The organism is Cellulomonas sp. KRMCY2 (assembly GCF_000526515.1).
Taxonomy (GTDB): Bacteria; Actinomycetota; Actinomycetes; order Actinomycetales; family Cellulomonadaceae; genus Actinotalea.
Map to the genome: position 1 here is coordinate 3211211 of NZ_JAGF01000001.1, position 23920 is coordinate 3235130.

Consider the following 23920-nt stretch of genomic DNA (forward strand, 5'->3'; position numbering starts at 1 on the left):
CCGTCGGGTGAGCCGACGGACACGTGCGGGGCCCAGGTCGGTCCGGCGCCCAGCCGTCGGCGGCGGGGCGCGGTCGCCGGTGGTCGCGCGGTGCACGGGTCGTGGGACCATGGTGGGCGCGCCACCCGCACCAGGGCAGACCCTGCGTTCGTGGCTCGGCCGCAGTGAGACCCGCCCGCCCCTCGAGTCCCGGAGCACCCTGTCTGTGTCCCCGATCCCCAGCACGGCGCTGAACAAGCGCATCCAGCCCGCCGGCACGCCGCCGGAGCTGTTGCGCAACTTCTGCATCATCGCCCACATCGACCACGGCAAGTCGACCCTGGCCGACCGCATGCTGCAGCTGACCGGCGTCGTGGACGACCGCGCGATGCGGGCGCAGTACCTGGACCGGATGGACATCGAGCGCGAGCGCGGCATCACCATCAAGTCCCAGGCGGTCCGGATGCCGTGGGCAGTGCAGGCGCCGGACGGGACGATGACGCCGTACGCGCTCAACATGATCGACACGCCAGGTCACGTCGACTTCACCTATGAGGTCTCGCGGTCCCTCGCCGCATGCGAGGGCGCGGTCCTGCTCGTCGACGCCGCACAGGGCATCGAGGCGCAGACGCTCGCCAACCTCTACCTGGCGATGGAGAACGACCTCGCGATCATCCCCGTCCTGAACAAGATCGACCTGCCGGCCGCCCAGCCGGAGAAGTACGCCGAGGAGATCGCCGGCCTCCTCGGGGGCGACCCGGCGGACATCCTGCGGGTCTCGGGCAAGACGGGTGCGGGCGTCCTGGAGCTGCTCGACCGGATCGTGGACGTCGTCCCGGCGCCGCAGGGCAGCGCCGACGCACCGGCGCGCGCGATCATCTTCGACTCGGTCTACGACACGTACCGGGGTGTGGTGACGTACGTCCGCGTCGTCGACGGGCACCTGAGCCCGCGCGAGAAGATCGTGATGATGTCGACCCGGGCGACCCACGAGCTCCTGGAGATCGGCGTGATCTCACCGGAGCCGAACCCCACCGACGGCCTCGGCGTCGGTGAGGTCGGCTACCTGATCACCGGCGTCAAGGACGTGCGCCAGTCCAAGGTCGGCGACACGGTGACCAACGCGAGCAAGCCGGCGGCAGCGGCCCTGGCGGAGTACCACGACCCCCGGCCGATGGTCTTCTCCGGGCTGTACCCCATCGACGGCACGGACTACCCGGTGCTGCGCGACGCCCTCGACCGGCTCAAGCTCAACGACGCCGCCCTCGTCTATGAGCCCGAGACGTCGGTGGCGCTGGGCTTCGGCTTCCGGGTCGGGTTCCTCGGCCTGCTGCACCTGGAGATCGTGCGCGAGCGGCTCGAGCGTGAGTTCGACCTCGACCTGATCTCCACGGCCCCCAACGTCGTGTACGAGGTGACGCTCGAGGATCGCACGGTGATCACCGTCACCAACCCGAGCGAGTTCCCGGGCGGCAAGATCGGCGAGGTGCGCGAGCCGGTGGTCAAGGCGACGATCCTGTGCCCGAGCGAGTTCATCGGCTCGGTCATGGAGCTGTGCCAGATCCGCCGGGGCGACCTGCTCGGCATGGACTACCTGTCCGCGGAGCGGGTCGAGCTGCGGTACACCCTGCCGCTCGCCGAGATCGTCTTCGACTTCTTCGACCAGCTGAAGTCCAAGACCCGGGGCTACGCCTCGCTCGACTACGAGCCGTCCGGTGAGGTCGCAGCCGACCTGGTCAAGGTCGACATCCTGCTGCAGGGCGAGCAGGTGGACGCGTTCAGCGCCATCGTGCACAAGGACAAGGCCTACGCGTACGGCGTGATGATGGTCGGCAAGCTCCGCGAGCTGATCCCGCGCCAACAGTTCGAGGTGCCGATCCAGGCCGCCGTCGGTGCCCGGGTGATCGCCCGCGAGACGGTTCGTGCGATGCGCAAGGACGTGCTCGCCAAGTGCTACGGCGGAGACATCAGCCGCAAGCGCAAGCTGCTCGAGAAGCAGAAGGAGGGCAAGAAGCGGATGAAGACCATCGGGCGGGTCGAGGTCCCGCAGGAGGCCTTCATCGCCGCGCTGTCCACCGACACCACCGGCGGCAAGGACGGCAAGGCCAAGAAGTAGGCGTCGTCGGGCCCCGGAGCCGTCCCGGTCCGCCAGGCCCGAGCGCCCCGGCTCAGGCGCCGTCCAGAGTTGCGAGCTGGTGCGGGTCCAGCGTGATGTCCAGCGCCGCCAGGGCCTCCTCGTACCGCTGCAGCCGCGTGGTGCCGATCAGGGGGACGACCTGCGGTGAGTCCTGGGCCAGCAGCCACGCGAGAACCACCTGGCTCGGCCGCACGCCGAGCTCCCCGGCCACCTGGTCGACGGCGGCCAGGCGGGCGCGGGCCGGTTCCCCGGCGTACGGCTCGTAGGTCCACAGCTGCTCGCGCTGCTCCGCCGGGGTGTCGTAGAGGCCCTTGAGCACGGGGGAGTACGCGACGAGGGTCAGGTCGCGGTGGGACCGGAGGTAGTCGAGCTGCTCGTCGTCGACGATCGAGGCGTTGACGAGACCGACGCGCCGCTGCAGGTAGCTGTGCTGCTGCTGCAGCGCCACCGGCATCGGCCATCCGTTGCGCAGGCAGAGGCCACGGATGCGCTCGAGCCGCCAGGTGTGCACGTTGGACCAGCCGAGGTAGCGGACCTTGCCCTCCGTGACGAAGGACGCGAGCGTCTCCAGGGTCTCCTCGAGCGGGGTCGTCCGGTCGTCGACGTGGACGTAGTACAGGTCGATGCGGTCCGTGCCCAGCCGCCGGAGGCTTCCTTCGAGGGACTCGCGCAGGCTGGTCGAGCCGGCGCCCACGAAGGTCTGCCGCGCCAGGTCCCAGTCCGGATCCTGGCTGCCCGCCGGCCACACGCGACCTGGGTCGGTGAGCCGAGCCGTGCCCTTGGTGGCCAGGAACACTGTGTCCCGCGCGCCCGATCGGCGCAGCCAACGACCGAGGAGCTCCTCGCTCTGCCCGCCGTTGGTGCCCTGGGCGCCCCACCATGCGTAGCAGTCCGCCGTGTCGACGAAGGTGCCACCGTCGGCGATGAACCGGTCGAGCAGGGCGAACGACGGCTCCTCGCCCGCCGCTGCGCCCATCCCCATGGCGCCGAGCGCGATCCGGCTCACGTGCTCACCGGTGGTGCCCAGCTCGATCGTCCTCATGTGCTCTCCTGTGTGGTCCGTCCGATGCCCGCGGGTGCGGTCCCGAGCATGGTCCGGTAGACGGCGATCTTGTGGTCCAGGGCGTGGAGGTGCTGCTGCATGAGCTCCAGGCGGGCGACGAGCTGCTCGCGGTGCCCGGTGAGCACCGCCACGCGGCCGGGGACTGTTGCGTCACCCGCTCTGGTCAGCTCGATGAACCGCTGCATGTCACGGATCGGCATGCCGGTCTGGCGCAGCAGCGTGAGGAAGCCGACGGCCCCGAGGTCCGCGTCGCTGAACCGGCGGTGCCCGCCGGGCCCGCGGGGAACCGGCGCCAGCAGCCCGATGCGCTCGTAGTACCGCAGGGTGTGCGCGGAGACGCCGGTGCGCTCGGCGGCCTCCTCGATGCTGCAGCCCTGGCCGAGAACGGTGGTCATGCCCCCGACCGTAGGAGTTCGAGTGCACTCGAAGTCAAGATCTGGCCCGATGTCAGCACCTGGCTCGACGTCTGCCGGTCGCCATCTCGCACCGGGCGGGGTGCGACGATGGAGCCCATGTCCGTCATGACCGCACCCGCCGGCTGAGCCGGATGGTCCCCAGCGCTCTCCCGGACGGTGTGCCGGTGCCCGACGACGGCGCCCTGCCGGACTGGGTCGGCCAGTCGCCGCCGTCGGAGCAGGGCTTCGGCGTGTACATCCACGTGCCGTTCTGCACGGTGCGGTGCGGCTACTGCGACTTCAACACCTACACCGCGACCGAGCTCGGTGGCGGGGCCAGCCAGGCTGCGTACGCGGACACCGCGCTGCGGGAGATCGCCCTGGCGGCGCGCGTCCTGGACGACGTCGGGCGCGGTGGCCGTCCGGTGGGCACCGTCTTCGTCGGTGGTGGCACACCGACGGTGCTGCCGGCCGGCGACCTGGCGCGGATGCTCGACGCCGTGCGGACCACCTGGGGGCTGGCACCCGACGCCGAGGTCACGACGGAGGCCAATCCCGACTCGGTGACGCCCGCGTCCCTCGCGGCCCTCGCAGGTGCAGGCTTCACCCGGGTGTCCTTCGGCATGCAGTCGGCGGTCCCGCACGTGCTGGCCACCCTCGAGCGGACGCACGATCCGGCCCGCATCCCCGACGTCGTGCGGTGGGCCCGCGACGCCGGTCTCGCGGTCTCCCTCGACCTGATCTACGGCACGCCCGGCGAGTCCGTCGCCGACTGGCAGCGCTCGGTCGAGGCCGCCCTGGCCTGCGGCGTCGACCACGTCTCGTCCTATGCCCTCGTCGTCGAGGAGGGCACCAAGATGGCCGCCCAGGTGCGACGTGGCGTGCTGCCCATGCCGGACCCGGACGACGAGGCGACGAAGTACGAGATCGCCGACGACCTGCTCTCCGCGGCCGGGCTGCAGTGGTACGAGGTCAGCAACTGGGCTCGCACGCCCGATGACGCGTGCCGGCACAACCTCGCCTACTGGCGTGGCGTGGACTGGTGGGGGATCGGCCCGGGGGCGCACTCCCACCTGGGTGCCGGGGACCGGGCGGTGCGGTGGTGGAACGTCAAGCACCCGCGCGCCTACGCCGATCGGCTCGTCGCCGGCCGGAGCCCCGCCGCGGCGCGCGAGCTGCTGGGTGCGGCCGACGTCCGCCTGGAGCGCGTACTGCTCGGCGTGCGGATCCGCCAGGGCCTGGACCTCGACGAGCTCTCGCCGCGCGGCCGGACGGCTGTGGCCGGCCTCGTCGCGGACGGTCTGCTCGACGGCGTCGCGGCGGTGCGTGGCCGCGCGGTCCTCACCGGCCGCGGCCGCCTCCTCGCGGACACCGTCGTCCGCTCCCTCACCGACTGACGCCACGCCTGGGAGCCGTCGGACCCATGCCCCTGACACAGGCGGGCGCAACGACGGGGGGCCGGTGACCTGGTGGTCACCGGCCCTCCGGACGTTCAGCGTGTGCTCAGCGACTCACTTGATAAGGCGCAGGGTGATGGGGTAGCGGTACGCCACGCCCTTGTTGGCGGCGATACCAGCCAAGATCATGAAGACGAGCCCGCCGATGCCGACAGCCACCAGGATGAGGATCCCGATGCCGATGAAGCTCGTGATCCAGCCGACGACGTAGGCGATCGTCAGCAGGATCTGGAAGTTGAGCGCCTCCTTGGCCTGTTCCTCGACGAACTGGCCTCGGCCCTTGAAGACGAGCCAGATGACGAGCGACGGCACGAACCAGAAGAGGATGCCGCCGACGTGCGACAGCGTCGCCCACAGTCGCTGGTCCGAGTCGCTCAGGGGTGCGCCGGGTGCGGCCGCGTAGGCGGGCTGCGGTGCGTAGCCCCCGGGCGGGGGGGTGTAGCCGGGCGGCGGTGTTGCGCCGTAGGCCGGGGGAGGCGCGGCGCCGTAGGCCGGCGGCGGCGGTGTGGCGCCGTACGCGGGCGGGGGGCCGGCGGGGCCGGCGGGGCCTGCGGCGGAGGGGTCGCGTCGGCCGGGTCGCCGCTCGGGACCTGGGGCTCGTCGGGAGTGGTCGTCATGTCACTTCACCAGCTCAATCGAGAAGGGGTACGGGACAAAGACCGTGCACCGGCCTGATGCACAGAGGGGACTCGCCGATCGGCGGGACCACCGTGCACTCGAAACACTAGCGAAGCCGCTCAGACCGTGGGGGGATCTTCCACGGTCACGAAGTCGATCAGCTCTTCCATCCGACCCAGGAGGGCGGGTTCGAGGTCTCGGTAGTCGCGCACGGTGGCCAGGATCCGCTGCCAGGCGCGCGCGACGTCGGTCTGGGTCGCAGCAGGCCAGTCGAGCTCGCGCAGGATCCCGCGCTTCCACTCCGTGTCGCGCTCGATCGTCGGCCATCGGGCCAGGCCGAGCCGCTCGGGCCGCACCGCCTGCCAGACGTCGACGTAGGGGTGACCGAGCACGCGCACCGTCCCGGGCCGCGCGGACCGCACCGCGTCCGCGGCGATCCGGGACTCCTTGGAGCCCGGCACGAGGTGGTCGACGAGGACGCCCAGCCGCCGGTCGCGCCCGGGCGCGAAGTCCCGGACCGCCTCGGTGAGGTTGTCGACGCCGTCCAGCAGCTCGACCACGACACCCTCGACCCGCAGGTCGTCGCCCCAGACCTTCTCGACCAGCTCGGCGTCGTGCTTGCCCTCGACCCAGATCCGGCTGCCGCGTGCCACCCGGGCCCGCGCGCCGTGCACCGCCACCGAGCCGGACGCCGTCCGGGTCGGTGGCGCCGGCGCGCCGGGCCCCGCCGGGGCGGTGAGCTCGACCGGCCGGCCGTCGACCCAGAAGCCCGGCCCGAGGGGGAAGGTCCGGGTGCGTCCCTTGCGGTCCTCGAGCACGACGACGTGCATGCCGCCGGACTTCTCGACCCGCACGACGGCCCCGACCCAGCCGGTGGTGACCTCCTCGACGACCAGCCCGTCCTGCGCGACCTGCGGTCGTGACGTGGGGTGCCGTGGTCGGTGGCCGCCCGGGTCGCGCAGCACGTCGTTGCCGTATCTGTCCTGGCTCATCCGCCGTCCTGCCCTTCGTCGGCCCGTCGTCGGCCCTTCGTCGCGCCCCGATGATGCCAGCGGTCGTCGCGCACATCTGGGGCGCCGCGCCAGGCACGGGTAGGATTAGCACTCGGATCCCCGGAGTGCTACGTCCGTGGACGAGGACCCCATCGCCGGACAGGAGGTGCCATGAGCGACGACCGACGGCTCGATGTCCTGCGCGCGATCGTCGAGGACTACGTCCAGACCCACGAGCCGGTCGGTTCACGCGTCCTCGTGGAGCGGCACGGGCTCGGCGTCTCACCCGCGACGATCCGCAACGACATGGCAGCGCTCGAGGAGGCCGGGTACATCGCCCAGCCGCACACCTCGGCCGGGCGCGTCCCGACCGACAGGGGCTATCGCCTCTTCGTCGACAAGCTCTCGACGATCAAGCCGTTGTCCGCGCCGGAGCGCAAGGCGATCCAGGTCTTCCTGGAGGACGCTGTCGACCTCGACGACGTCGTGGACCGAGCCGTTCGCCTGCTCGCCCAGCTCACCCAGCAGGTCGCCGTCGTGCAGTACCCGTCGCTGCGCCGGTCGGCGCTGCGCCACCTCGAGCTCGTGCCCGTCGGTGAGACCCGGCTGCTCGTGGTGATCATCACGGACAACGGCCGGGTCGAGCAGCGTGTCCTCGAGCTCGACGACCCGGTGCCCGACCACATCGTCCCGGAGCTCCGCGCGCGGCTCAACGCGACAGTCGCGGGCCGGCGCCTGATCGACCTGCCCGAGCCGCTCGAGGAGATGGCCACCGGGTTCGCCGTCGTGGACCAACCGCTGGTCCAGCGCGTCGTGCACGTGGTCGAGGACACGCTCGCGGAGGCCACCGAGGAGCGCATCGTGCTGGCCGGGACCGCGAACCTCGCCCGGAGCGGGACGGACTTCACCCAGACCATCCGTCCGGTCCTCGAGGCGCTCGAGGAGCAGGTCGTCCTGCTTCGCCTGCTGTCGGAGATGGCCGAGGACTCGGCCGGCTTCACGGTCCGGATCGGCCGGGAGAACCAGCACGCCGGACTCGCCGAGACGTCGTTCGTCGCGGCGGGCTACGGATCGCAGAGCGAGCCGGTCGCCCGCATCGGTTCGCTCGGACCCACCCGGATGGACTACGCCGGGACGATCGCCTCGGTCCGGGCGGTCGCCCGGTACCTGTCCAGGATCCTGGCCGGATGACCCGCACCGCAGACCGCAGCCCGTACGCCACCGCAGAGAGTGATCAGTGAGCAGCAACTTCTACGACATCCTCGGCGTGAGCCATGACGCCACGCAGGACGAGATCAAGAAGGCGTACCGCAAGCGCGCCCGCGAGCACCACCCGGACGTCGCGTCGGGCGACGGTGCCGAGGACCGCTTCAAGGACGTCTCGCGCGCCTACGAGGTGCTGTCGAACCCCGAGAAGCGCCAGATGTACGACCGCGGGGTCGACCCGACCGCGCCGGGCGGCGGCGCTGCGGGCGGGTTCGGCGCGGGCTTCGGCTTCCAGGACATCTTCGAGACCTTCTTCGGTGCCGGCCAGGGTGGTGGCGCCCAGCGCGGTCCGGTGCCCCGTGCCCGACGCGGCCAGGACGCGCTCGTCCGGCTCGACCTCGACCTGGCCGAGGCGGCCTTCGGCGTCCACCGCGACGTGCAGGTCGACACGGCTGTGGTGTGCGGTACGTGCCAGGGCAGCTGCTGCCGCCCCGGGACGTCGCCGCGCACGTGTGACGTCTGCGGCGGGCGCGGCGTCGTCCAGCGGGTCGCGCGCTCCTTCCTGGGCCAGGTCATGACCTCGAGCCCGTGCGCCGCGTGCCACGGCTTCGGCACGGTCATCCCCGAGCCGTGCCCCGAGTGCTCCGGCGAGGGCCGGGTCCGCAGCCGGCGGACGTTGAGCGTCGACGTACCGGCGGGCGTCGACACCGGGACCCGGATCAAGCTCACCGGACAGGGCGAGGTCGGCCCGGCCGGCGGCCCGGCCGGCGACGTCTACCTCGAGGTCCGCGAGCGCAACCACGAGATCTTCGTGCGGCGGGGCGACGACCTGCACTGCACGCTCGAGATCCCGATGACCGCGGCCGCCCTCGGCACCCTCGCCGAGCTCGAGACCCTCGACGGGGTCCGCGAGGTCGACATCCGGCCGGGCACCCAGCCGGGCGACGTCATCGTCGAACGCGGCCTCGGGATCGGCCACCTGCACGTCGGTGGTCGCGGCGACCTGCACGTCCACATCGACGTCCAGGTGCCGACGACGCTGGACGCGGAGCAGGAGCGCGTGCTCCGCGAGCTCGCCGCCCTGCGGGGCGAGGAGCGACCTGCCTCGAGGCTCGCGCCCGCCCACCCCGGCGTGTTCTCCAAGCTGCGCGACAAGCTCTCCGGCCGGTGACGGTCCTCCGGTGAGCGCACCCGTCTTCCTGGCCGGACCAGGCCTGCTCGACGGGCACGGCGCCGGTTCCAGCTACGTCCTCGAGGGCGCCGAGGCCCGGCACGCGGGCGTCGTCCAGCGACGCCGAGCAGGTGAACGTGTCGATGTCGTCGACGGCGCCGGCGTGCGGCTGAGCTGCACGATCGCAGACGTCGAGCCGGGGCGGCTCGTGCTGACCGTCGCCGAGCGGCACGACGAGCCGGCGCCGACCGTGCGGATCGTCCTGGCCCAGGCACTCGCCAAGGGCGATCGGGACGAGCTCGCGATCGAGGCGGCGACCGAGGTCGGGGTCGACGCCGTCGTCCCGTGGCAGGCCTCCCGGTCGGTCGTGGTGTGGCGCGGCGAGCGCGCGGCCAAGAGCCGGGCCAAGTGGAGGGCCACGGTCCGTGAGGCGGCGAAGCAGTCCCGACGCGCGTGGGTCCCCGACGTCGCCGAGCCGGTCGACGGCCGGGGGCTCGAGGCACTCGTGCGCAGCGTCGTGGCGGCCGGCGGGCTGGCCGTCGTGCTGCACGAGGAGGCCGCCCAGCCGCTCGCGACCGTGCCGCTGCCCGCCGCCGACGTGCCCGGCACGCCGGCAGTGCTGCTCGTGGTCGGTCCGGAGGGCGGGATCTCGCAGGACGAGCTCGAGCTGCTGGTCGGGGCGGGGGCCGTCTCGGTGCGGCTGGGCCCGCACGTGCTGCGCACCTCGACAGCGGGTCCCGTTGCTGTCGCGCTGGTCGCCGAGCGCCTCGGCCGTTGGTCCTGACCGGTCCTCTCGTGACCCGTCCGGCCGCGACCCACAGGTCCTGAGCGCGCCGTCAGGCGACGGTGATGTCGATCTCGACGAGGTTGAGGTACGGACCGGCCGCGCCCTCGCCGTCGGACATGTCCGGCTCCCACACCCGCACGGTGTACGCGCCGGGCTCGAGGTCGACGTCGAAGCTGTACGGGCCGACCTCGCCGTTGGCGCCGGCCGTCGTGAAGCCCTCGAGCACGACGTCCTCGGTGCCGCCGACCAGCACGGCGTAGCTCAGGGTCGCCTCGAAGGCCGTCCCCTCGCCGGTGACCGTCACCGCGGGACCGGTGACCGTCTGGCCGTCGCGCGGTGACGTGATCGAGTTGGGGCCGTTGACGGCGGGTTCCGCGGCCGTCTCCTGCGGGGCAGGCTCGGTGGCCTCGGGCGCGGCGGTCGGCTCGGCCGAGGCCTCGGCTGTCGTCGGGGACCCTGCGCCGTCGGCCGGGTCGGTGCTGGTCTGGCATGCGGCGAGCAGCATCAGGCTGCCGCCGAGCGCCAGGGCACGCAGTCCGGTCCGGGTGTCGGGGGTGCGCATCGGGTCTCCATCCGTCGGTCGAGCGTTCCATCGCCATCTTTGCAGGACGGACCGCCAGGTCAGCACTAGCCTGGCCGTATGTCGACGTCGGACCTCACGCCCGTGACAGCACCCGACTGCCTCTTCTGCCGGATCGTCGCGGGCGACCTGCCGGCGACGATCGTCGCGAGCACTCCGCGGGTCGTGGCCTTCCGGGACATCGCCCCGAAGGCTCCGCTGCACGTCCTCGTGGTGCCGCGCGACCACCACGCCGACATCGCGCAGCTGGCCGCCGCCGACCCGGCACTCCTGGCCGATCTCGTCAGGCTCGCGCACGAGGTCGCGCAGTCCGAGGCGGACGGGCAGTTCCGGCTCGTGTTCAACACGGGCGTCGACGCAGGTCAGTCCGTCTTCCACGTGCACGCCCACCTGCTGGCCGGGGCACGCCTGGGCTGGTCGCCCGGCTGACGGATCGGCCCGTGGAGCGGACCAGCCGACCGGACCTCGGTACGATGGGGACCCCGCCGTGGTCAACGGCGGACCAGCATCCGTGCGACGAGGAGAGTCCGGGCCCGCAGCCCTTCCCATGGCAGAGACACCCGCGCGCAGGCCACGTGACCCGGCCGACGTCGAGCACCGGATCGTGGTCCCGACGCACGTCCCTGCGGTTGCCCTGCTCGGACCGGGCGACGAGATCCTGCGTGCGCTCGAGGACGGCTTCCCGTCGATCGGCATCCACGCCCGGGGCGACCAGATCACGATCCAGGGCCCGCCGGCGGACGTCGCCCTCGTCTCGCGTCTCGTCGACGAGCTGCTCGAGGTCGCAGCGAGCGGAACCCCGCTGACCGCGGACGTCGTCGGTCGGGCGGTCCGGATGCTCAGTGCGGCGACGGTCAGCCATCCGGCCGAGGTCCTGACCCACGACATCCTGTCCAGCCGCGGTCGGACCATCCGGCCCAAGACGGTCGGTCAGAAGGCATACGTCGACGCGATCGACCGGCACACGATCACCTTCGGCATCGGCCCGGCCGGCACCGGCAAGACGTATCTCGCGATGGCCAAGGCGGTCCAGTCGCTGCAGGCCAAGCAGGTCAACCGGATCGTGCTCACCAGGCCGGCTGTCGAGGCGGGGGAGCGGCTCGGGTTCCTGCCCGGCACCCTGAGCGAGAAGATCGACCCGTACCTGCGCCCGCTGTACGACGCCCTGCACGACATGGTCGACCCCGACTCGATCCCACGGCTGATCGAGATGGGGACCATCGAGGTCGCGCCGCTCGCGTACATGCGTGGTCGCAGCCTCAACGACGCCTTCATCATCCTCGACGAGGCGCAGAACACCTCGGCCGAGCAGATGAAGATGTTCCTGACCCGGCTGGGCTTCGGCTCGCGGATGGTCGTCACGGGCGACGTCACCCAGGTCGACCTGCCGGGCGGTACGGCGTCCGGGCTGCGCGTCGTCGAGGGCATCCTCGGCGGCGTCGACGACGTCCAGTTCTGCCAGCTGACCTCGGAGGACGTCGTCCGCCACCGGCTCGTCGGTGACATCATCGACGCCTACGCGATGTGGGACCGCCGACGGGGGAGCGCCTGATGAGCATCGAGGTCAACAACGAGTCCGGTCACCCGGTCGACGAGGCGGAGTTCGCGGCCCTGGGTCGGCACGTCCTGGATGCGATGAACGTCCACCCGCAGACCGAGCTGTCGATCCTGCTCGTGACCAGCGAGGTGATGGCCGAGCTGCACGTGCAGTGGATGGACGAGCCCGGCCCGACCGACGTGCTGTCCTTCCCGATGGACGAGCTGCGGCCCGGCTCGGAGACCGAGCCGTCACCACCCGGCCTGCTCGGCGACGTCGTGCTCTGCCCTGAGGTCGCCGCCCGGCAGGCGATCGAGGCAGGGCACTCGACCACCGAGGAGCTGCTGCTCCTGACGACGCACGGGATCCTGCACCTGCTCGGCTTCGATCACGCCGAGCCCGAGGAGGAGAAGGAGATGTTCGCGCTGCAGCGTCGGCTCCTGCTCACCTTCCTCGCCGGTCGATGACCGGCGCCCCCAGCGGAACGCTCGCAGCGATCGCCCTGCTCGCGATCGTCCTCGCCGCGCTGCTGAGCGCAGGCGAGACCGCCGTCCTGCGTCTGGGACGGTCGGCACTGGCCGAGCTCGGTGGCTCGACGCTGCCCAGCGCCCGTCGCGCACGGCGGATCATGACCGACCCCCGACCTGCCGCCGCAGCCGCAGGGACGGTCCGGGTCGTCGCCGAAGGTCTTGCGGCCGTCTGCGTGACAGTCGCGCTCGGTGCCCTCTGGCCGCGCTGGTGGCAGGGCGCCCTGGCGTCGTTCGTCCTGGTCGCAGCCGTCGGCCTGACAGTCGTCCGGCTCGGCCCGCGCACGTTCGGCCGACGCCATCCCGTCGGCACGCTGCTCGTGACGTCGGCCCTGGTGCTCGGGGCACGGTCCCTGACCGCACCGCTGCACCTCGCCACCGGTGCCGCCACCGACCAGCACGAGCTCACCGACGACGAGATCCGCGAGATGGTCGACCGGGTGAGCGAGTCCGACCACATCGAGGACGACGAGCGCGAGATGTTCAGGTCCGTCCTCGAGCTCGGCGAGACGATCACGAGGGCCGTGATGGTGCCACGCACCGAGATGATCACGCTGCCCAGCGGGACGCCGCTGCGCAAGGCGCTGTCGCTCTTCCTTCGCTCGGGCTACTCGAGGGTGCCCGTCGTCGGCGAGTCGGTCGACGACCTGATCGGCGTGCTCTACCTCAAGGACGTCGTCCGCCACCGGCACACCGCACCGGAGTCCGACGTCGAGCCGGTCGACGCACTGGTCCGTCCACCGGTCTTCGTCCCGGAGTCGAAGCCGGTCGACGACCTGCTGCGCGAGATGCAGAAGGGCGCGTTCCACATGGCGATGGTCGTGGACGAGTTCGGCGGGATCGCCGGGCTCGTCACGATCGAGGACGCGCTCGAGGAGATCGTCGGCGAGCTGACCGACGAGCACGACCACTCGGGCCCCGAGGTCGAGGACCTGGGCGACGGGACGCTGCGGGTGCCGTCGCGGCTCCCGCTCGACGAGCTCGGCGAGCTCTTCGAGGTCGTGGTCGTCGACGACGACGTCGACACCGTCGGCGGTCTCCTGGCCAAGGTGATCGGCAAGGTCCCGCTCGCCGGGTCGCGCGCGGAGGTCGGCGGGCTCGAGCTCGTCGCCGACCGGGTCGAGGGCCGACGCAAGCAGGTCTCGACCGTCCTGGTACGACGAACGTCCGACCCCGACCGACCCGAGCCGACCCCCCACACGTCGTCCGAACAAGGAGCACACCGATGACCGCCTCGCCGGAACCCTTCCGCTCGGGTTTCGTCTGCGTCGTCGGGCGTCCCAACGCCGGCAAGTCGACGCTGACCAACGCCCTGGTCGGCCAGAAGGTCGCCATCACCTCGGGCCGGCCGCAGACGACCCGCCACGTCATCCGCGGCATCGTGCACCGGCCGGACGCGCAGCTGGTCCTGGTGGACACCCCCGGCCTGCACCGCCCGCGCACCCTGCTGGGCGAGCGTCTCAACGACCTGGTGCGCGGCACGCTCACCGAGGTCGACGTCGTCGTCTTCTGCATGCCGGCCGACCAGCGCGTCGGGCCGGGGGACCGCTACATCGCCCAACAGCTCTCCGAGCTGGGCCGGGACGGTGAGCGCACGCCGGTCGTCGCGGTCGCGACGAAGTCCGACCTGGTTCCGCGGGGACGGCTCGCCGAGCACCTCATGGCCATCGCTGCCCTGGGCGACTGGGCCGACGTCGTCCCGGTCAGTGCTGTCGACGGCTACCAGGTCGACACGCTCATCGACATCCTCGTCGGCCACCTGTCGCCGGGACCTGCGCTCTACCCGGACGGTGAGCTCACCGACGAGCCGGAGGCCGTGATGGTCGCCGAGCTCGTCCGTGAGGCCGCGCTCGAAGGTGTGCACGACGAGCTGCCGCACTCGCTCGCCGTCGTCGTGGACGAGATCACCCCGCGTCCTGGCCGCGACGGGTCGGACGGTGAGCCGCCGTTCCTCGACGTCCGGGTCCAGCTCTTCGTCGAGCGGGACAGCCAGAAGGCCATCGTGATCGGCAAGGGCGGCGCCCGGCTGCGTGACGTCGGGAGCAAGGCCCGGCAGGGGATCGAGGCGCTGCTCGGTGCACGGGTGTACCTCGATCTGCACGTGAAGGTGGCCAAGGACTGGCAGCGCGACCCCAAGCAGCTGCGTCGCCTCGGGTTCTGACCGCGGGGCGGCGCGCGACGCCACCGGCGGAGCGGCGCCCGGGCGGGTTCGACCGTCCGGGCTGCGCCAGTGGCTAGACTCCGCCCGTGCGCTACCGGATCGTCCTGACCAGCGCCGCAGCCGTGGTCGGTCTCGGCCTGCTGGGCGCGATCTCCGGACCGGGCTGGGATCCGGTGCCGATGACCGAGACGATCGACGTCGAGACGCCGGACACGTCGATCGGCGCTGCCGAGCAGACCGACCCGATCGGCACCTACGAGGTCGTGACCTCGATCGTGACGGTCGAGCTCGCCGGCGCGCAGATCGAGGCGCGGATCAGTGAGCCGGTCGGTGCCGAGGGGCTCCGGCCCGGCATCGTGTTCGTGCACGGCGCAGGCACGGGCCGGTACGACACGGCGTTCCTCGCCCAGGCCGAGAGCCTGGCGAGCGCGGGTGTGGTCACGATGGTCCCGAACAAGCGGCTCGACACCTACTCCACGCGGGACCGCGACTACATCGCGATGGCCAACGACTACCTGCGCAGCGTGATGCTCCTGCGGGGTCTGCCCGGCGTCGACCCCGATCTGGTCGGCGTGTACGGGGAGAGCGAGGGCGGCTGGATCGTGCCGGTCATGGCGGCGGACAACCCCGCCGTCGGCTTCGTCGTCCTGGTGGCGTCCCCGGTGGTCCCGCCGAGGCAGCAGGCGGCGTTCGCGGTCGACTCCTACCTGCGCAACATCGGTGTGCCGGTCGAGCTGCTGCGGTCCATCCCGCGCTTCGTCGGCATGGAGTTCCCCGGTGGTGGGTTCGCCTACGGGATGTTCGACGTCCGGTCCTTCCAGCAGCGCATGCGTCAGCCCGTCCTGGTGGTCTACGGCACGGGTGACGCGGCCATGCCGACGGTGCAGGGTGCGCTCCAGGTGGTCGAGGACCTGACCACGGCGGGCAACCCGGACCACACCGTCCGGTACTACGAGGGTGCCGACCACGGGATCAGGGTCGACCACGTGCTGGTCCCGGAGTTCGCGCGTGACCTGAGTGCGTGGATCCAGGCCCTGCCCGACTCCGGCCACGCCGAGCCACGGGTCGCCGGAGCCGAGCCCTACCAGCGGTTCGTCGCGGCACCTGTGGAGCGACCACGATGGTTCGCCGAGGGTGACCTGATCGTCGCTGGGCTGGCCGGGTCGATCCTCGCCCTGCTCGTCGGGCCGGTCCTGTGGCTCGTCCGCCGGGTCAGGGGTCGGCGGGAGGCCAGCCTGGCCGACGACGTCCGCGGCCCGCTGGTCACGATGGCAGCCGGGTCCCTGCTGACCCTGGTCGCGCTGGTCGCCTACCTGCTCACGGTTGCGAACCTGGCCCAGAACTACCGGACGAACCCGCTCCTGGTGCAGGGTGGCTGGCTCGGGCTGCGGCTCGCCGGGATCGCGAGCGTCGTGGCCGGCGTCGTGCTGGTGTACCGGATCCTCGACGGCCGGCGGCTCGGCGCGCTCTCGGCCGCCCGGACCCAGGCCGGCCGGTGGACGCTGGCCGGCGCCGTCGGCGGGTCGGTCGTCCTGCTGTGCGACCTGGCCTACTGGGGTGTGTTCCCGGCGCTCTGGTGACCCTCGGGGCCAGGGTCGTCGCCCCGGCGTCCACGAGCGCCGTCGTGGCGTGAGCTCGTCGCCGAAGTCACCCGGTCACGGCATCCCACGGACAGCCCCGTCACCACTACGGTTCGAAGTGGGAGCGTCTGCTGATTCGGCGCAGACCGGGCGGAACCGTCGGACGACCTCCGAAGACGGACATGAGCGGATCGCACCCCGAGGGTGCAGGAGGAGCAGGTAAGCCGATGAGCGAGCCCCAGAACTACACCGCACAACAGGCCGCGGACCCGACGACACCGGCCGAGGTGCTGGCCGACATCGCGGCGCTGCGACCCGATCTCCGCGCCGCCGTCGCCGGCAACCCGTCGGCCTACCCCGGCCTCCTCGAGTGGCTCGGCACCCTCGGTGACCCGACCGTCGACGTGATGCTGGCGTCCCGCTCCGGCCGGGCCGGCACGGACGCCCAGCAGACAGCCGTCCTGCCGACCACTCCCGCGGCGCCGCCGTGGCAGGGTGGCCAGCCGTCGGGCACCCCCGCCTTCGGCACCGCCCCGCCGTACGCGGGTTCCCAGACGCCCGGCTACGGTGCCGCGCCCGCACCGACGCCCGGCTACGGTGCCGCACCCGGATATGCCGGTGCGCAGGCGCCCGGGTACGGGGCAGCACCTGGCGGCCCGCAGGGCCCCGGTCAGTACGGCTTCGCGCCCGCCGGCGCCCCGGCGCCGGGATCGGGCTCCAAGAAGGCGCTGTGGATCGTCCTCGGCATCGTCGGGGTCCTCGCGCTGCTCGGCATCGCCGGGTTCTTCGTCATCAGAGGCCTGATCGGCGCTGCCATCCCGAGCGGCGAGTACGGCTCGGACGACGCGCTCGACTCGCTGTACGACAGGTGTGCCGACGAGGACTGGGCGGCGTGCGACCAGCTGTACATGGAGTCGCCGACCGACTCCGAGTACGAGACGTTCGGCGACACCTGTGGCAACCGCACGGACGGCGGCACCTACTGCGTCGAGGAGTTCGCCGTGGACGCGCCGGCCGACGAGCCGTCGGCCTACGGGGACGACCCCGCGCTCGACGCCCTGTGGGACGCCTGCGCCGGCGGTGACGGTCAGGCCTGCGACGACCTGTACAACCAGTCGCCGTTCGGCTCGGAGTACGAGACGTTCGGCGACACCTGTGGCGGGACGACCGACGGCGGCTCGTTCTGCGCCGAGGACGCCGGCGTCACCGTGCCGGACGTCAACACGTTCGGTGACGACGCCGAGCTCGACGCGCTGTGGACCGCGTGCGCCGGCGGCGACGGCCAGGCCTGCGACGACCTGTACTGGAACTCCCCGGGCGGGTCGGAGTACGAGTCCTTCGGTGACACCTGTGGCGGGACCACGGACGGCATCGCCTCCTGTGTGCCCACGACCGTGACCGGTGCCAACACCTACGGTGACGACCCGGCACTCGACGCCCTGTGGGACGCGTGCGCGGCCGGGGACGGCCAGGCCTGCGACGACCTGTACAGCCAGGCGCCCGTGGGTTCGGAGTACGAGAGCTTCGGCGACACGTGCGCCGGGACCAAGGACGGTACCGAGTGGTGCGCTCCCTGAGCTGAGCCTGCCAGCACGGCTGAGCCTGTCAGCACGGCACTGAACGTCCCCGGTCCGGCCACCCGCCAGACCGGGGACGTCGTGCTGTCCGGGCCGGTCTGGGCCTGTCCCGCGATGTCGGGGTACAGTGTCGGCGTGCGCGTGACGCTGTCCGGACTCCTTCTTCGTCGCCGCGGTGAGGTCTGACAGACCGGTCCCTCGCCGCGGTGGTCGGTGTGCCGGTCGTCCCTGACAGCCCCACACCCGAAGGACACCAGCCATGAACCCCAGCACCGACAGCTCCGCGACGACGCCTCCGGAGACCGCAGCACCCACCGCGTCGAGCTCCTACGAGCGCCGCACCGCCCAGCGGCCCTCGCCCATGAACGTGCGCCGGTACCGCCCCTTCCACGAACAGATCTCGGTCGACCTGCCGGACCGGACCTGGCCCCAGCGCCGCATCGACAAGGCCCCGCGCTGGTGCGCCGTCGACCTGCGTGACGGCAACCAGGCCCTGATCGAGCCGATGAACCCGGAGCGCAAGCTGCGGATGTTCGAGCTGCTCGTCGACCTGGGCTACAAGGAGATCGAGGTCGGCTTCCCGTCGGCGTCGCAGACCGACTACGACTTCGTCCGGATGCTCGTCGAGGAGGAGCGCATCCCGGACGACGTCGTCATCCAGGTGCTGACCCAGTCCCGCGAGCACCTGATCGAGCGCACGTACGAGGCGATCGCCGGTGCGCGCCGGGCCATCGTGCACCTGTACAACTCGACGTCGATCCTGCAGCGCGAGGTCGTGTTTCGCTCCGACGAGGACGGCATCGTCGACCTCGCCGTCTCCGGTGCGCACCTGTGCCGCAAGTACGAGGAGACCATCCCGGGCACCGAGGTCCGCTACGAGTACTCGCCGGAGTCCTTCACGGGCACCGAGCTCGAGTTCGCCGCGCGCGTCTGCAACGCGGTGCTGGACGTCTTCGAGCCGACGCCGGAACGCAAGGTCATCATCAACCTGCCCGCGACCGTCGAGATGGCGACGCCGAACGTGTACGCGGACTCGATCGAGTGGATGAGCCGGCACCTGCACCACCGCGAGAGCGTCGTGCTGTCCCTGCACCCGCACAACGACCGCGGCACGGCCGTCGCGGCGGCCGAGCTCGGCTTCCTGGCCGGCGCGGACCGGATCGAGGGCTGCCTGTTCGGCAACGGCGAGCGGACCGGCAACGTGTGCCTGGTCACGCTCGGCATGAACCTGGCCAGCCAGGGCGTCGACCCGCAGATCGACTTCACCGACATCGACCGCGTGCGGCGCACGGTGGAGTACTGCAACCAGATGACCATCCCGGAGCGACACCCGTACGGCGGCGACCTGGTGTTCACCGCGTTCTCGGGCTCCCACCAGGACGCGATCAAGAAGGGTTTCGACTCGATGGCCGGCACCGCCACGGCCGCAGGTGCCGACGTCGGCTCGCTCGTCTGGGCCGTGCCGTACCTGCCGATCGACCCGCGCGACGTCGGCCGGACGTACGAGGCCGTCATCCGGGTCAACTCGCAGTCCGGCAAGGGCGGCATGGCCTACCTGATGAAGACCGAACGCCACCTTGACCTGCCACGGCGGCTTCAGATCGAGTTCTCCCACGCGGTCCAGGCGCACACGGACACCTCCGGCCAGGAGGTCACGGCCGACGACCTGTGGCGGATCTTCACCGACGAGTACCTGCCCGTCGAGCCGGACAGCGACCTTGAGCCGTGGGGACGGTTCGCGCTGCGCGGCAGCCGGACGGACAGTGCGCAGGACGGACCGGAGCGGCTCTCGGTCGACCTCGTCGACAACGGGGTGCTGCGCACGCTCGAGGGCGAGGGCAGCGGGCCGATCGACGCCTTCGTCCAGGCCCTCGGCACGCTCGGGCAGCGCGTCGAGATCCTCGACTACGCCGAGCACGCCCTGTCCACGGGTGGCGACGCTCGCGCGGCCGCCTACGTCGAGTGCGCCGTGGGTGACCAGGTCCTGTGGGGCGTCGGGATCGACCCGTCGATCACGACGGCGTCCTTCAAGGCGATCATCTCTGCGGTCAACCGCGCGCACCGCTGAACCACGCCGAGCTGCGCGGCGGCGTGCTGCCGACCTCGATCGACGGCACGCCGCTCAACGGCGCTTGGCGTGGCTGCGCTGAGCGCGCGCGATCTCCTTCCACCGGCCGGCGAGCTCGGCCCGCAGCCGTGCGTCCGTCCGGGCCGCCTGGTGCTCGGCCTCGCGCATCAGCTTGCGGTAGCTGAGCAGGCGCCGCTGAGGCAGGTCGCCGGACTCGACGGCGGCCAGGACCGCGCACCCCGGCTCGGTCCGGTGCTCGCAGTCGCTGAACCGGCACCGTGCGGCGAGGTCCTCCACCTCGGGGAAGACGTCGTCGAGCGCGGTCTCGGCTGCGAGCCCGATCGTCCGGAGCCCCGGTGTGTCCAGGACGGCGCCGCCGTCGGGGCCGAGGTGCAGCTCGCGGGTCACTGTCGTGTGCCGCCCCTTGTGCACGGCGCCGAGGGCTCGGGTCGCCATCGGGCCGTCGAGGCCGGGCCCGGCGACCAGGGCGTTGAGCAGGGTGGACTTGCCGACGCCGGAGGCGCCCAGCAGGGCGATGGTGGCGCCGTCGGCCAGCCAGGCGTGCAGCGGGCCGAGGCCGTGGCCGGTGGGAGCGGACGTGCTCAGCACCTCGACGCCCGGGGCGAGGAGCGTGACCTCGTCGGTCAGTCGGTCGGGATCGTCGGCCAGGTCCGTCTTGGTCAGGATCACGACGGGTCGCGCACCGGAGGACCAGGCCAGGGCCAGGAGGCGCTCGAGCCGACCGGGATCGAGGTCGGGAACCATGCCCTCGACGACCGCGGCGATGTCCGCGTTGGCGGCGAGCACCTGGGCGCGCGAGGAGCCGCCGACCTGTGCCCGGACGACCGAGGTGCGTCGGGGCAGGACGGCTTCGAGGGTCAGGTGGGAAGGGTCGGCCCCGGTGCCGGCAGCCAGGAGAGCCCAGTCGCCCGCGGCCGGGACCGCCGTCGGGTCGACGGCGACCGCCCGCTCGAGGGCGGGGCTCCAGGTGGCCGTGACCGTCGCAGGGCCGTCGGGGCCCGGGACCAGGAGGTCGCATGCACCACGGTCGGCGCGACTGACCCGGCCGAGGGAGCGGTCGGGTGGCGCTGCCGTCGTGCCCTTCGGCAGGCCGAGGAGCTCGGCGAGGCAGGCGGACCAGCGGGTGTCCCAGCCCAGCCGGAGCAGCGTGGGGTCGGACGGCGTGGGGCCGGCCGGCGGGGCGGCGGAGTGCGGAGATGTGGTGGGAGGCGGAGATGTGGTGGGAGGCAGAGATGGTGCGGACACGTCAGGACCCTTCGAGGGGCCGCGCCGGTCAGGGGCGCGACGGCGGGGGAGGTGGGGATGGCATGACGACGACAGGGACGGTCATGGTCGACACCTCCTCGCTGCTCCTCGGCGGTCCCGACGGGGCCCGTGCGTCGGACGCTATCCGCGGTACGGGCGGCCTGTCACGGGCTTTCGCCGACATCCTGGAGCCGGTCGGCGCAGCTGCGCCGTGGTGCGGCACGGCGCGCACGTCGAGCGGGCGCGCCGGGTGCTCCACCGTCGGACCGACGGGGGACAATGGTCCGGTGAGCCTGTACCGCGACGAGGCGATCGTGCTGCGCACCCAGAAGCTGGGTGAGGCCGATCGGATCGTCACCCTGCTGACCCGCCACCACGGTAAGGTGCGCGCGGTCGGCAAGGGCGTGCGCCGGACCTCCTCGCGGTTCGGCTCGCGCCTCGAGCCGTTCATGGTGATCGACCTGCAGCTGTACACCGGTCGCAGCCTCGACATCGTGACCCAGGTCGAGACGCTCGGGCCGTACGGCCGGGCGATCTGTGCGGACTACGCGCTCTACACGGCGGGCACCGCGATGCTGGAGACCGCCGACCGCCTGGTCGAGGCCGAGCACGAGCCGTCGGTCCAGCAGTTCCTGCTGCTCACCGCAGCGATCCGGGCCCTGGCCGAGCGGGCCCACAACCCTGGTCTGCTCCTCGACGCGTACCTGCTGCGCTCGCTGTCGGTCGCGGGTTGGGCACCGTCGTTCACCGACTGCGCCCGGTGCGGGGCACCCGGACCTCAGCGCGCCTTCGCCGTGGGTTCGGGCGGTGCGGTGTGCGCGACCTGCCGCCCGCCGGGTGCCGCGTCGCCCGCACCCGAGACGTTCATCCTGCTGGCTGCCCTGATCAGCGGCGACTGGCCGGTGGCGGACGCGAGCCACGAGCGGCACCGCCGGGAGGCGAACGGCCTGGTGGCCGCGTTCCTGCAGTTCCACCTCGAGCGCAGTCTCCGCTCGCTGCGGATGGTCGAGCGGGTCTGATGGCCAAGCCACCGCGCGGCGACCGGAGCAGCAGAGCAGCCCCGGCGCACGTCGTCGTGCCCCCGCCACCGCACCCGTCGGGGGAGCGGGCGCCGCTGATCCCGCTCGAGTTCGTGCCCCAGCACGTGGCGATCGTGATGGACGGCAACGGGCGCTGGGCCAACGCCCGCGGCCTGCCGCGCACGGCGGGGCACGCGGCGGGGGAGGCAGCCCTGCTGGACGTCGTCGCGGGCGCGATCGAGGTCGGCGTCAAGCACGTCTCGGCGTACGCGTTCTCGACCGAGAACTGGAAACGGTCCCCCGAGGAGGTCCGCTTCCTGATGGGCTTCAACCGGGACGTGCTGCGGCGGCGCCGGAACACGATGCACGACTGGGGCGTGCGGGTCCGTTGGGCCGGCCGTCGACCGCGGCTGTGGCGATCGGTGATCACCGAGCTCGAGACGGCCGAGGAGCTCACCCGCGGCAATGACGTGTGCACCCTGACGATGTGCGTCAACTACGGCGGGCGGGCCGAGATCGCCGACGCCGCGAAGGCGATCGCCCGCGAGGTCGCCGCGGGACGGCTCGACCCGGAGCGGGTCGACGAGCGCACCGTCGCGCGCTACCTCGACGAGCCGGACCTGCCCGACGTCGACCTGTTCCTGCGGACCTCCGGTGAGCAGCGCACCTCGAACTTCATGATCTGGCAGGCCGCCTACGCCGAGCTGGTGTTCCTCGACGAGTACTGGCCGGACGTGGACCGTCGTCACCTCTGGCGCGCGGTGGAGACCTATGCGCGGCGCGACCGCCGGTACGGCGGGGCGGTCGACGTCCCGGGTGCCTGACCTCCGGGTGCCCGACCTCCGGTTGCCCAGCGCTCGTCGGTGCATCGCACTAGCGTCGGACGCATGACGATGCGGATCGAGATGGTGACGTTCGACGCACGGTCTCCACGTGCCCTGGCGCAGTGGTGGGCACGCCAGACCGGCGGTGAGGTGGCCGAGGGCTTCGAGGACGACTTCGTCACGGTGGAAGCGTCTGCCGGTGGGCTGCGCCTCGGCTTCCAGCGGGTCGCGGAGCCCACTCCGGGGAAGAACCGCATCCACCTCGACCTCGCCGCGCCCGATCGCGAGCTCGAGGTCGAGCGGCTGCTCGGCGATGGCGCCCTCGAGGTCGCCCGGCACGAGACGTCAGGCTTCGCGTGGGTGGTGCTGTCGGACCCGGAGGGCAACCACTTCTGCGTGTCGCAGCAGCACTAGGCGGGGCTCCCGGCCGAGGCCCGCAGGCGGCGGGCGGCAGGCGGCGGGCGGGTCGCCGGCTTCAGTGCTGCGCGAGGGCCTCGACCGCGGCGCGTTCCTCGCGGCGACGTCGTGCACGCCGGACCAGGACCGCCACGGCGACCACGACGAGCACGCAGGTCCCGGCCAGCGCCCAGGGCGAGCGGGCAGCGAGGGCGGCTGCACCGGCGATCGCCGCCATGCCGCCGCCGGCCCACACGAGTGCCCAGACGAACCAGCCGGGGATCGCCCAGAGGGTGTACCGGAGCCAGCCGAGCCTGAGCAGGCCGGCCGCGGCGTGCACGGCGGTCTGGAACCCGACCGTCAGGAAGGACAGCGGGATGACGGGCATCCCCCAGCGCTCGATCGATGCCGTGGCGCGGCGGGTCTGCGGTCCGTCGAACCGGTCCGCCCAACGGCTGCGCAGCACCCCGGCGGCGATCCCGCGACCCGTCCAGTAGGTCGCCTGGGAACGGCACCCCGCGCCGAGGACGAAGGCGAGGTAGACCAGCAGGAAGGGCCAGCCCGCCATCCACTCCGGCAT

At 72.2% G+C, this 23920-nt stretch carries 23 protein-coding genes; 16 read left to right on the forward strand and 7 right to left on the reverse strand.

Annotated elements, in window-relative coordinates:
• Window positions 1–205 precede the first annotated feature (205 nt).
• Window positions 206–2095, forward strand: a complete 1890-nt coding sequence (gene lepA / locus K415_RS0115110) for a translation elongation factor 4 (RefSeq protein ID WP_024287882.1) — start codon at window positions 206–208, stop codon at window positions 2093–2095.
• Window positions 2096–2147: 52 nt separating this feature from the next.
• Here the strand turns inward: lepA and K415_RS0115115 are convergent, their stop codons facing one another.
• Window positions 2148–3158 (reverse strand): aldo/keto reductase, encoded by a 1011-nt coding sequence (locus tag K415_RS0115115; protein ID WP_024287883.1) that lies wholly within the window; start codon window positions 3156–3158, stop codon window positions 2148–2150.
• Window positions 3155–3574: a MerR family transcriptional regulator gene (locus K415_RS0115120; protein ID WP_024287884.1), complete on the reverse strand. Its 420-nt coding sequence runs from the start codon at window positions 3572–3574 to the stop codon at window positions 3155–3157. The genes K415_RS0115115 and K415_RS0115120 overlap by 4 nt, the downstream gene beginning before the upstream one ends.
• Before the next feature lie 152 nt (window positions 3575–3726).
• Here K415_RS0115120 and hemW point away from each other — a divergent pair, with 152 nt between their 5' ends.
• Window positions 3727–4971, forward strand: a complete 1245-nt coding sequence (gene hemW, locus K415_RS0115125; RefSeq protein WP_024287885.1) for a radical SAM family heme chaperone HemW — start codon at window positions 3727–3729, stop codon at window positions 4969–4971.
• Between the two features lie 114 nt (window positions 4972–5085).
• Here hemW and K415_RS0115130 read toward each other — a convergent pair whose 3' ends face one another.
• Together K415_RS0115130 and K415_RS0115135 are read right to left on the reverse strand one after the other, a co-directional pair.
• The gene (locus K415_RS0115130) at window positions 5086–5409 is read right to left on the reverse strand and encodes a DUF4870 domain-containing protein (protein WP_029663888.1); all 324 of its coding nucleotides are present in this window, start codon (window positions 5407–5409) and stop codon (window positions 5086–5088) included.
• A 359-nt stretch (window positions 5410–5768) separates the two neighbouring features.
• Window positions 5769–6641: a DUF3097 domain-containing protein gene (locus K415_RS0115135; RefSeq protein ID WP_024287887.1), complete on the reverse strand. Its 873-nt coding sequence runs from the start codon at window positions 6639–6641 to the stop codon at window positions 5769–5771.
• A gap of 171 nt (window positions 6642–6812) precedes the next feature.
• Here K415_RS0115135 and hrcA point away from each other — a divergent pair, with 171 nt between their 5' ends.
• The 3 genes from hrcA to K415_RS0115150 are packed head-to-tail and all read left to right on the forward strand — an operon-like array spanning window position 6813 to window position 9802.
• Complete coding sequence (gene hrcA / locus K415_RS0115140; protein WP_024287888.1) at window positions 6813–7832, forward strand: heat-inducible transcriptional repressor HrcA; 1020 nt, start codon at window positions 6813–6815, stop codon at window positions 7830–7832.
• Window positions 7833–7878: 46 nt separating this feature from the next.
• Window positions 7879–9018 carry a molecular chaperone DnaJ gene (gene dnaJ, locus K415_RS0115145; protein ID WP_024287889.1) on the forward strand — a complete coding sequence of 380 codons (1140 nt, stop codon included), beginning with the start codon at window positions 7879–7881 and terminating at the stop codon, window positions 9016–9018.
• A 10-nt stretch (window positions 9019–9028) separates the two neighbouring features.
• Window positions 9029–9802 (forward strand): 16S rRNA (uracil(1498)-N(3))-methyltransferase, encoded by a 774-nt coding sequence (locus K415_RS0115150; protein WP_024287890.1) that lies wholly within the window; start codon window positions 9029–9031, stop codon window positions 9800–9802.
• Between the two features lie 52 nt (window positions 9803–9854).
• On the opposite strand, the gene K415_RS0115155 is transcribed toward K415_RS0115150, so the two are convergent.
• Window positions 9855–10367, reverse strand: a complete 513-nt coding sequence (locus K415_RS0115155; RefSeq protein WP_024287891.1) for a Gmad2 immunoglobulin-like domain-containing protein — start codon at window positions 10365–10367, stop codon at window positions 9855–9857.
• Between the two features lie 78 nt (window positions 10368–10445).
• Here K415_RS0115155 and K415_RS0115160 point away from each other — a divergent pair, with 78 nt between their 5' ends.
• The 8 genes from K415_RS0115160 to leuA all read left to right on the forward strand — a co-directional run bounded on the left by K415_RS0115160 (window position 10446) and on the right by leuA (window position 19835).
• Complete coding sequence (locus K415_RS0115160; RefSeq protein ID WP_024287892.1) at window positions 10446–10814, forward strand: HIT domain-containing protein; 369 nt, start codon at window positions 10446–10448, stop codon at window positions 10812–10814.
• 118 nt (window positions 10815–10932) lie between these two features.
• Window positions 10933–11937, forward strand: a complete 1005-nt coding sequence (locus K415_RS0115165) for a PhoH family protein (RefSeq protein WP_024287893.1) — start codon at window positions 10933–10935, stop codon at window positions 11935–11937.
• Window positions 11937–12389, forward strand: a complete 453-nt coding sequence (ybeY, locus tag K415_RS0115170) for an rRNA maturation RNase YbeY (RefSeq protein ID WP_024287894.1) — start codon at window positions 11937–11939, stop codon at window positions 12387–12389. Before K415_RS0115165 ends, ybeY begins: the two co-directional genes overlap by 1 nt.
• Entirely contained in the window at window positions 12386–13678 is a 1293-nt protein-coding gene (locus K415_RS0115175; RefSeq protein ID WP_024287895.1) for a hemolysin family protein, read from the forward strand. Before ybeY ends, K415_RS0115175 begins: the two co-directional genes overlap by 4 nt.
• Entirely contained in the window at window positions 13675–14610 is a 936-nt protein-coding gene (era, locus tag K415_RS0115180; RefSeq protein WP_024287896.1) for a GTPase Era, read from the forward strand. Before K415_RS0115175 ends, era begins: the two co-directional genes overlap by 4 nt.
• A gap of 86 nt (window positions 14611–14696) precedes the next feature.
• The gene (locus K415_RS0115185; RefSeq protein WP_024287897.1) at window positions 14697–16190 is read left to right on the forward strand and encodes a S9 family peptidase; all 1494 of its coding nucleotides are present in this window, start codon (window positions 14697–14699) and stop codon (window positions 16188–16190) included.
• 227 nt (window positions 16191–16417) lie between these two features.
• A complete protein-coding gene (locus K415_RS0115190) occupies window positions 16418–17767 on the forward strand; it encodes a hypothetical protein (protein WP_024287898.1) in 1350 nt (449 codons plus the stop codon).
• A gap of 259 nt (window positions 17768–18026) precedes the next feature.
• Window positions 18027–19835 (forward strand): 2-isopropylmalate synthase, encoded by a 1809-nt coding sequence (gene leuA, locus K415_RS0115195; RefSeq protein ID WP_024287899.1) that lies wholly within the window; start codon window positions 18027–18029, stop codon window positions 19833–19835.
• A 54-nt stretch (window positions 19836–19889) separates the two neighbouring features.
• Here the strand turns inward: leuA and rsgA are convergent, their stop codons facing one another.
• Window positions 19890–21101, reverse strand: a complete 1212-nt coding sequence (gene rsgA, locus K415_RS22045; RefSeq protein WP_024287900.1) for a ribosome small subunit-dependent GTPase A — start codon at window positions 21099–21101, stop codon at window positions 19890–19892.
• A gap of 287 nt (window positions 21102–21388) precedes the next feature.
• On the opposite strand from rsgA, the gene recO reads away from it, so the two are divergent.
• The 3 genes from recO (at window position 21389) to K415_RS0115215 (ending at window position 23358) form a co-directional block, all read left to right on the forward strand.
• Window positions 21389–22120: a DNA repair protein RecO gene (recO, locus tag K415_RS0115205; protein ID WP_024287901.1), complete on the forward strand. Its 732-nt coding sequence runs from the start codon at window positions 21389–21391 to the stop codon at window positions 22118–22120.
• The gene (locus tag K415_RS0115210) at window positions 22120–22944 is read left to right on the forward strand and encodes an isoprenyl transferase (RefSeq protein WP_024287902.1); all 825 of its coding nucleotides are present in this window, start codon (window positions 22120–22122) and stop codon (window positions 22942–22944) included. Before recO ends, K415_RS0115210 begins: the two co-directional genes overlap by 1 nt.
• Before the next feature lie 63 nt (window positions 22945–23007).
• The gene (locus tag K415_RS0115215) at window positions 23008–23358 is read left to right on the forward strand and encodes a VOC family protein (RefSeq protein ID WP_024287903.1); all 351 of its coding nucleotides are present in this window, start codon (window positions 23008–23010) and stop codon (window positions 23356–23358) included.
• 61 nt (window positions 23359–23419) lie between these two features.
• Here the strand turns inward: K415_RS0115215 and K415_RS0115220 are convergent, their stop codons facing one another.
• Entirely contained in the window at window positions 23420–23920 is a 501-nt protein-coding gene (locus K415_RS0115220; protein ID WP_024287904.1) for a DedA family protein, read from the reverse strand.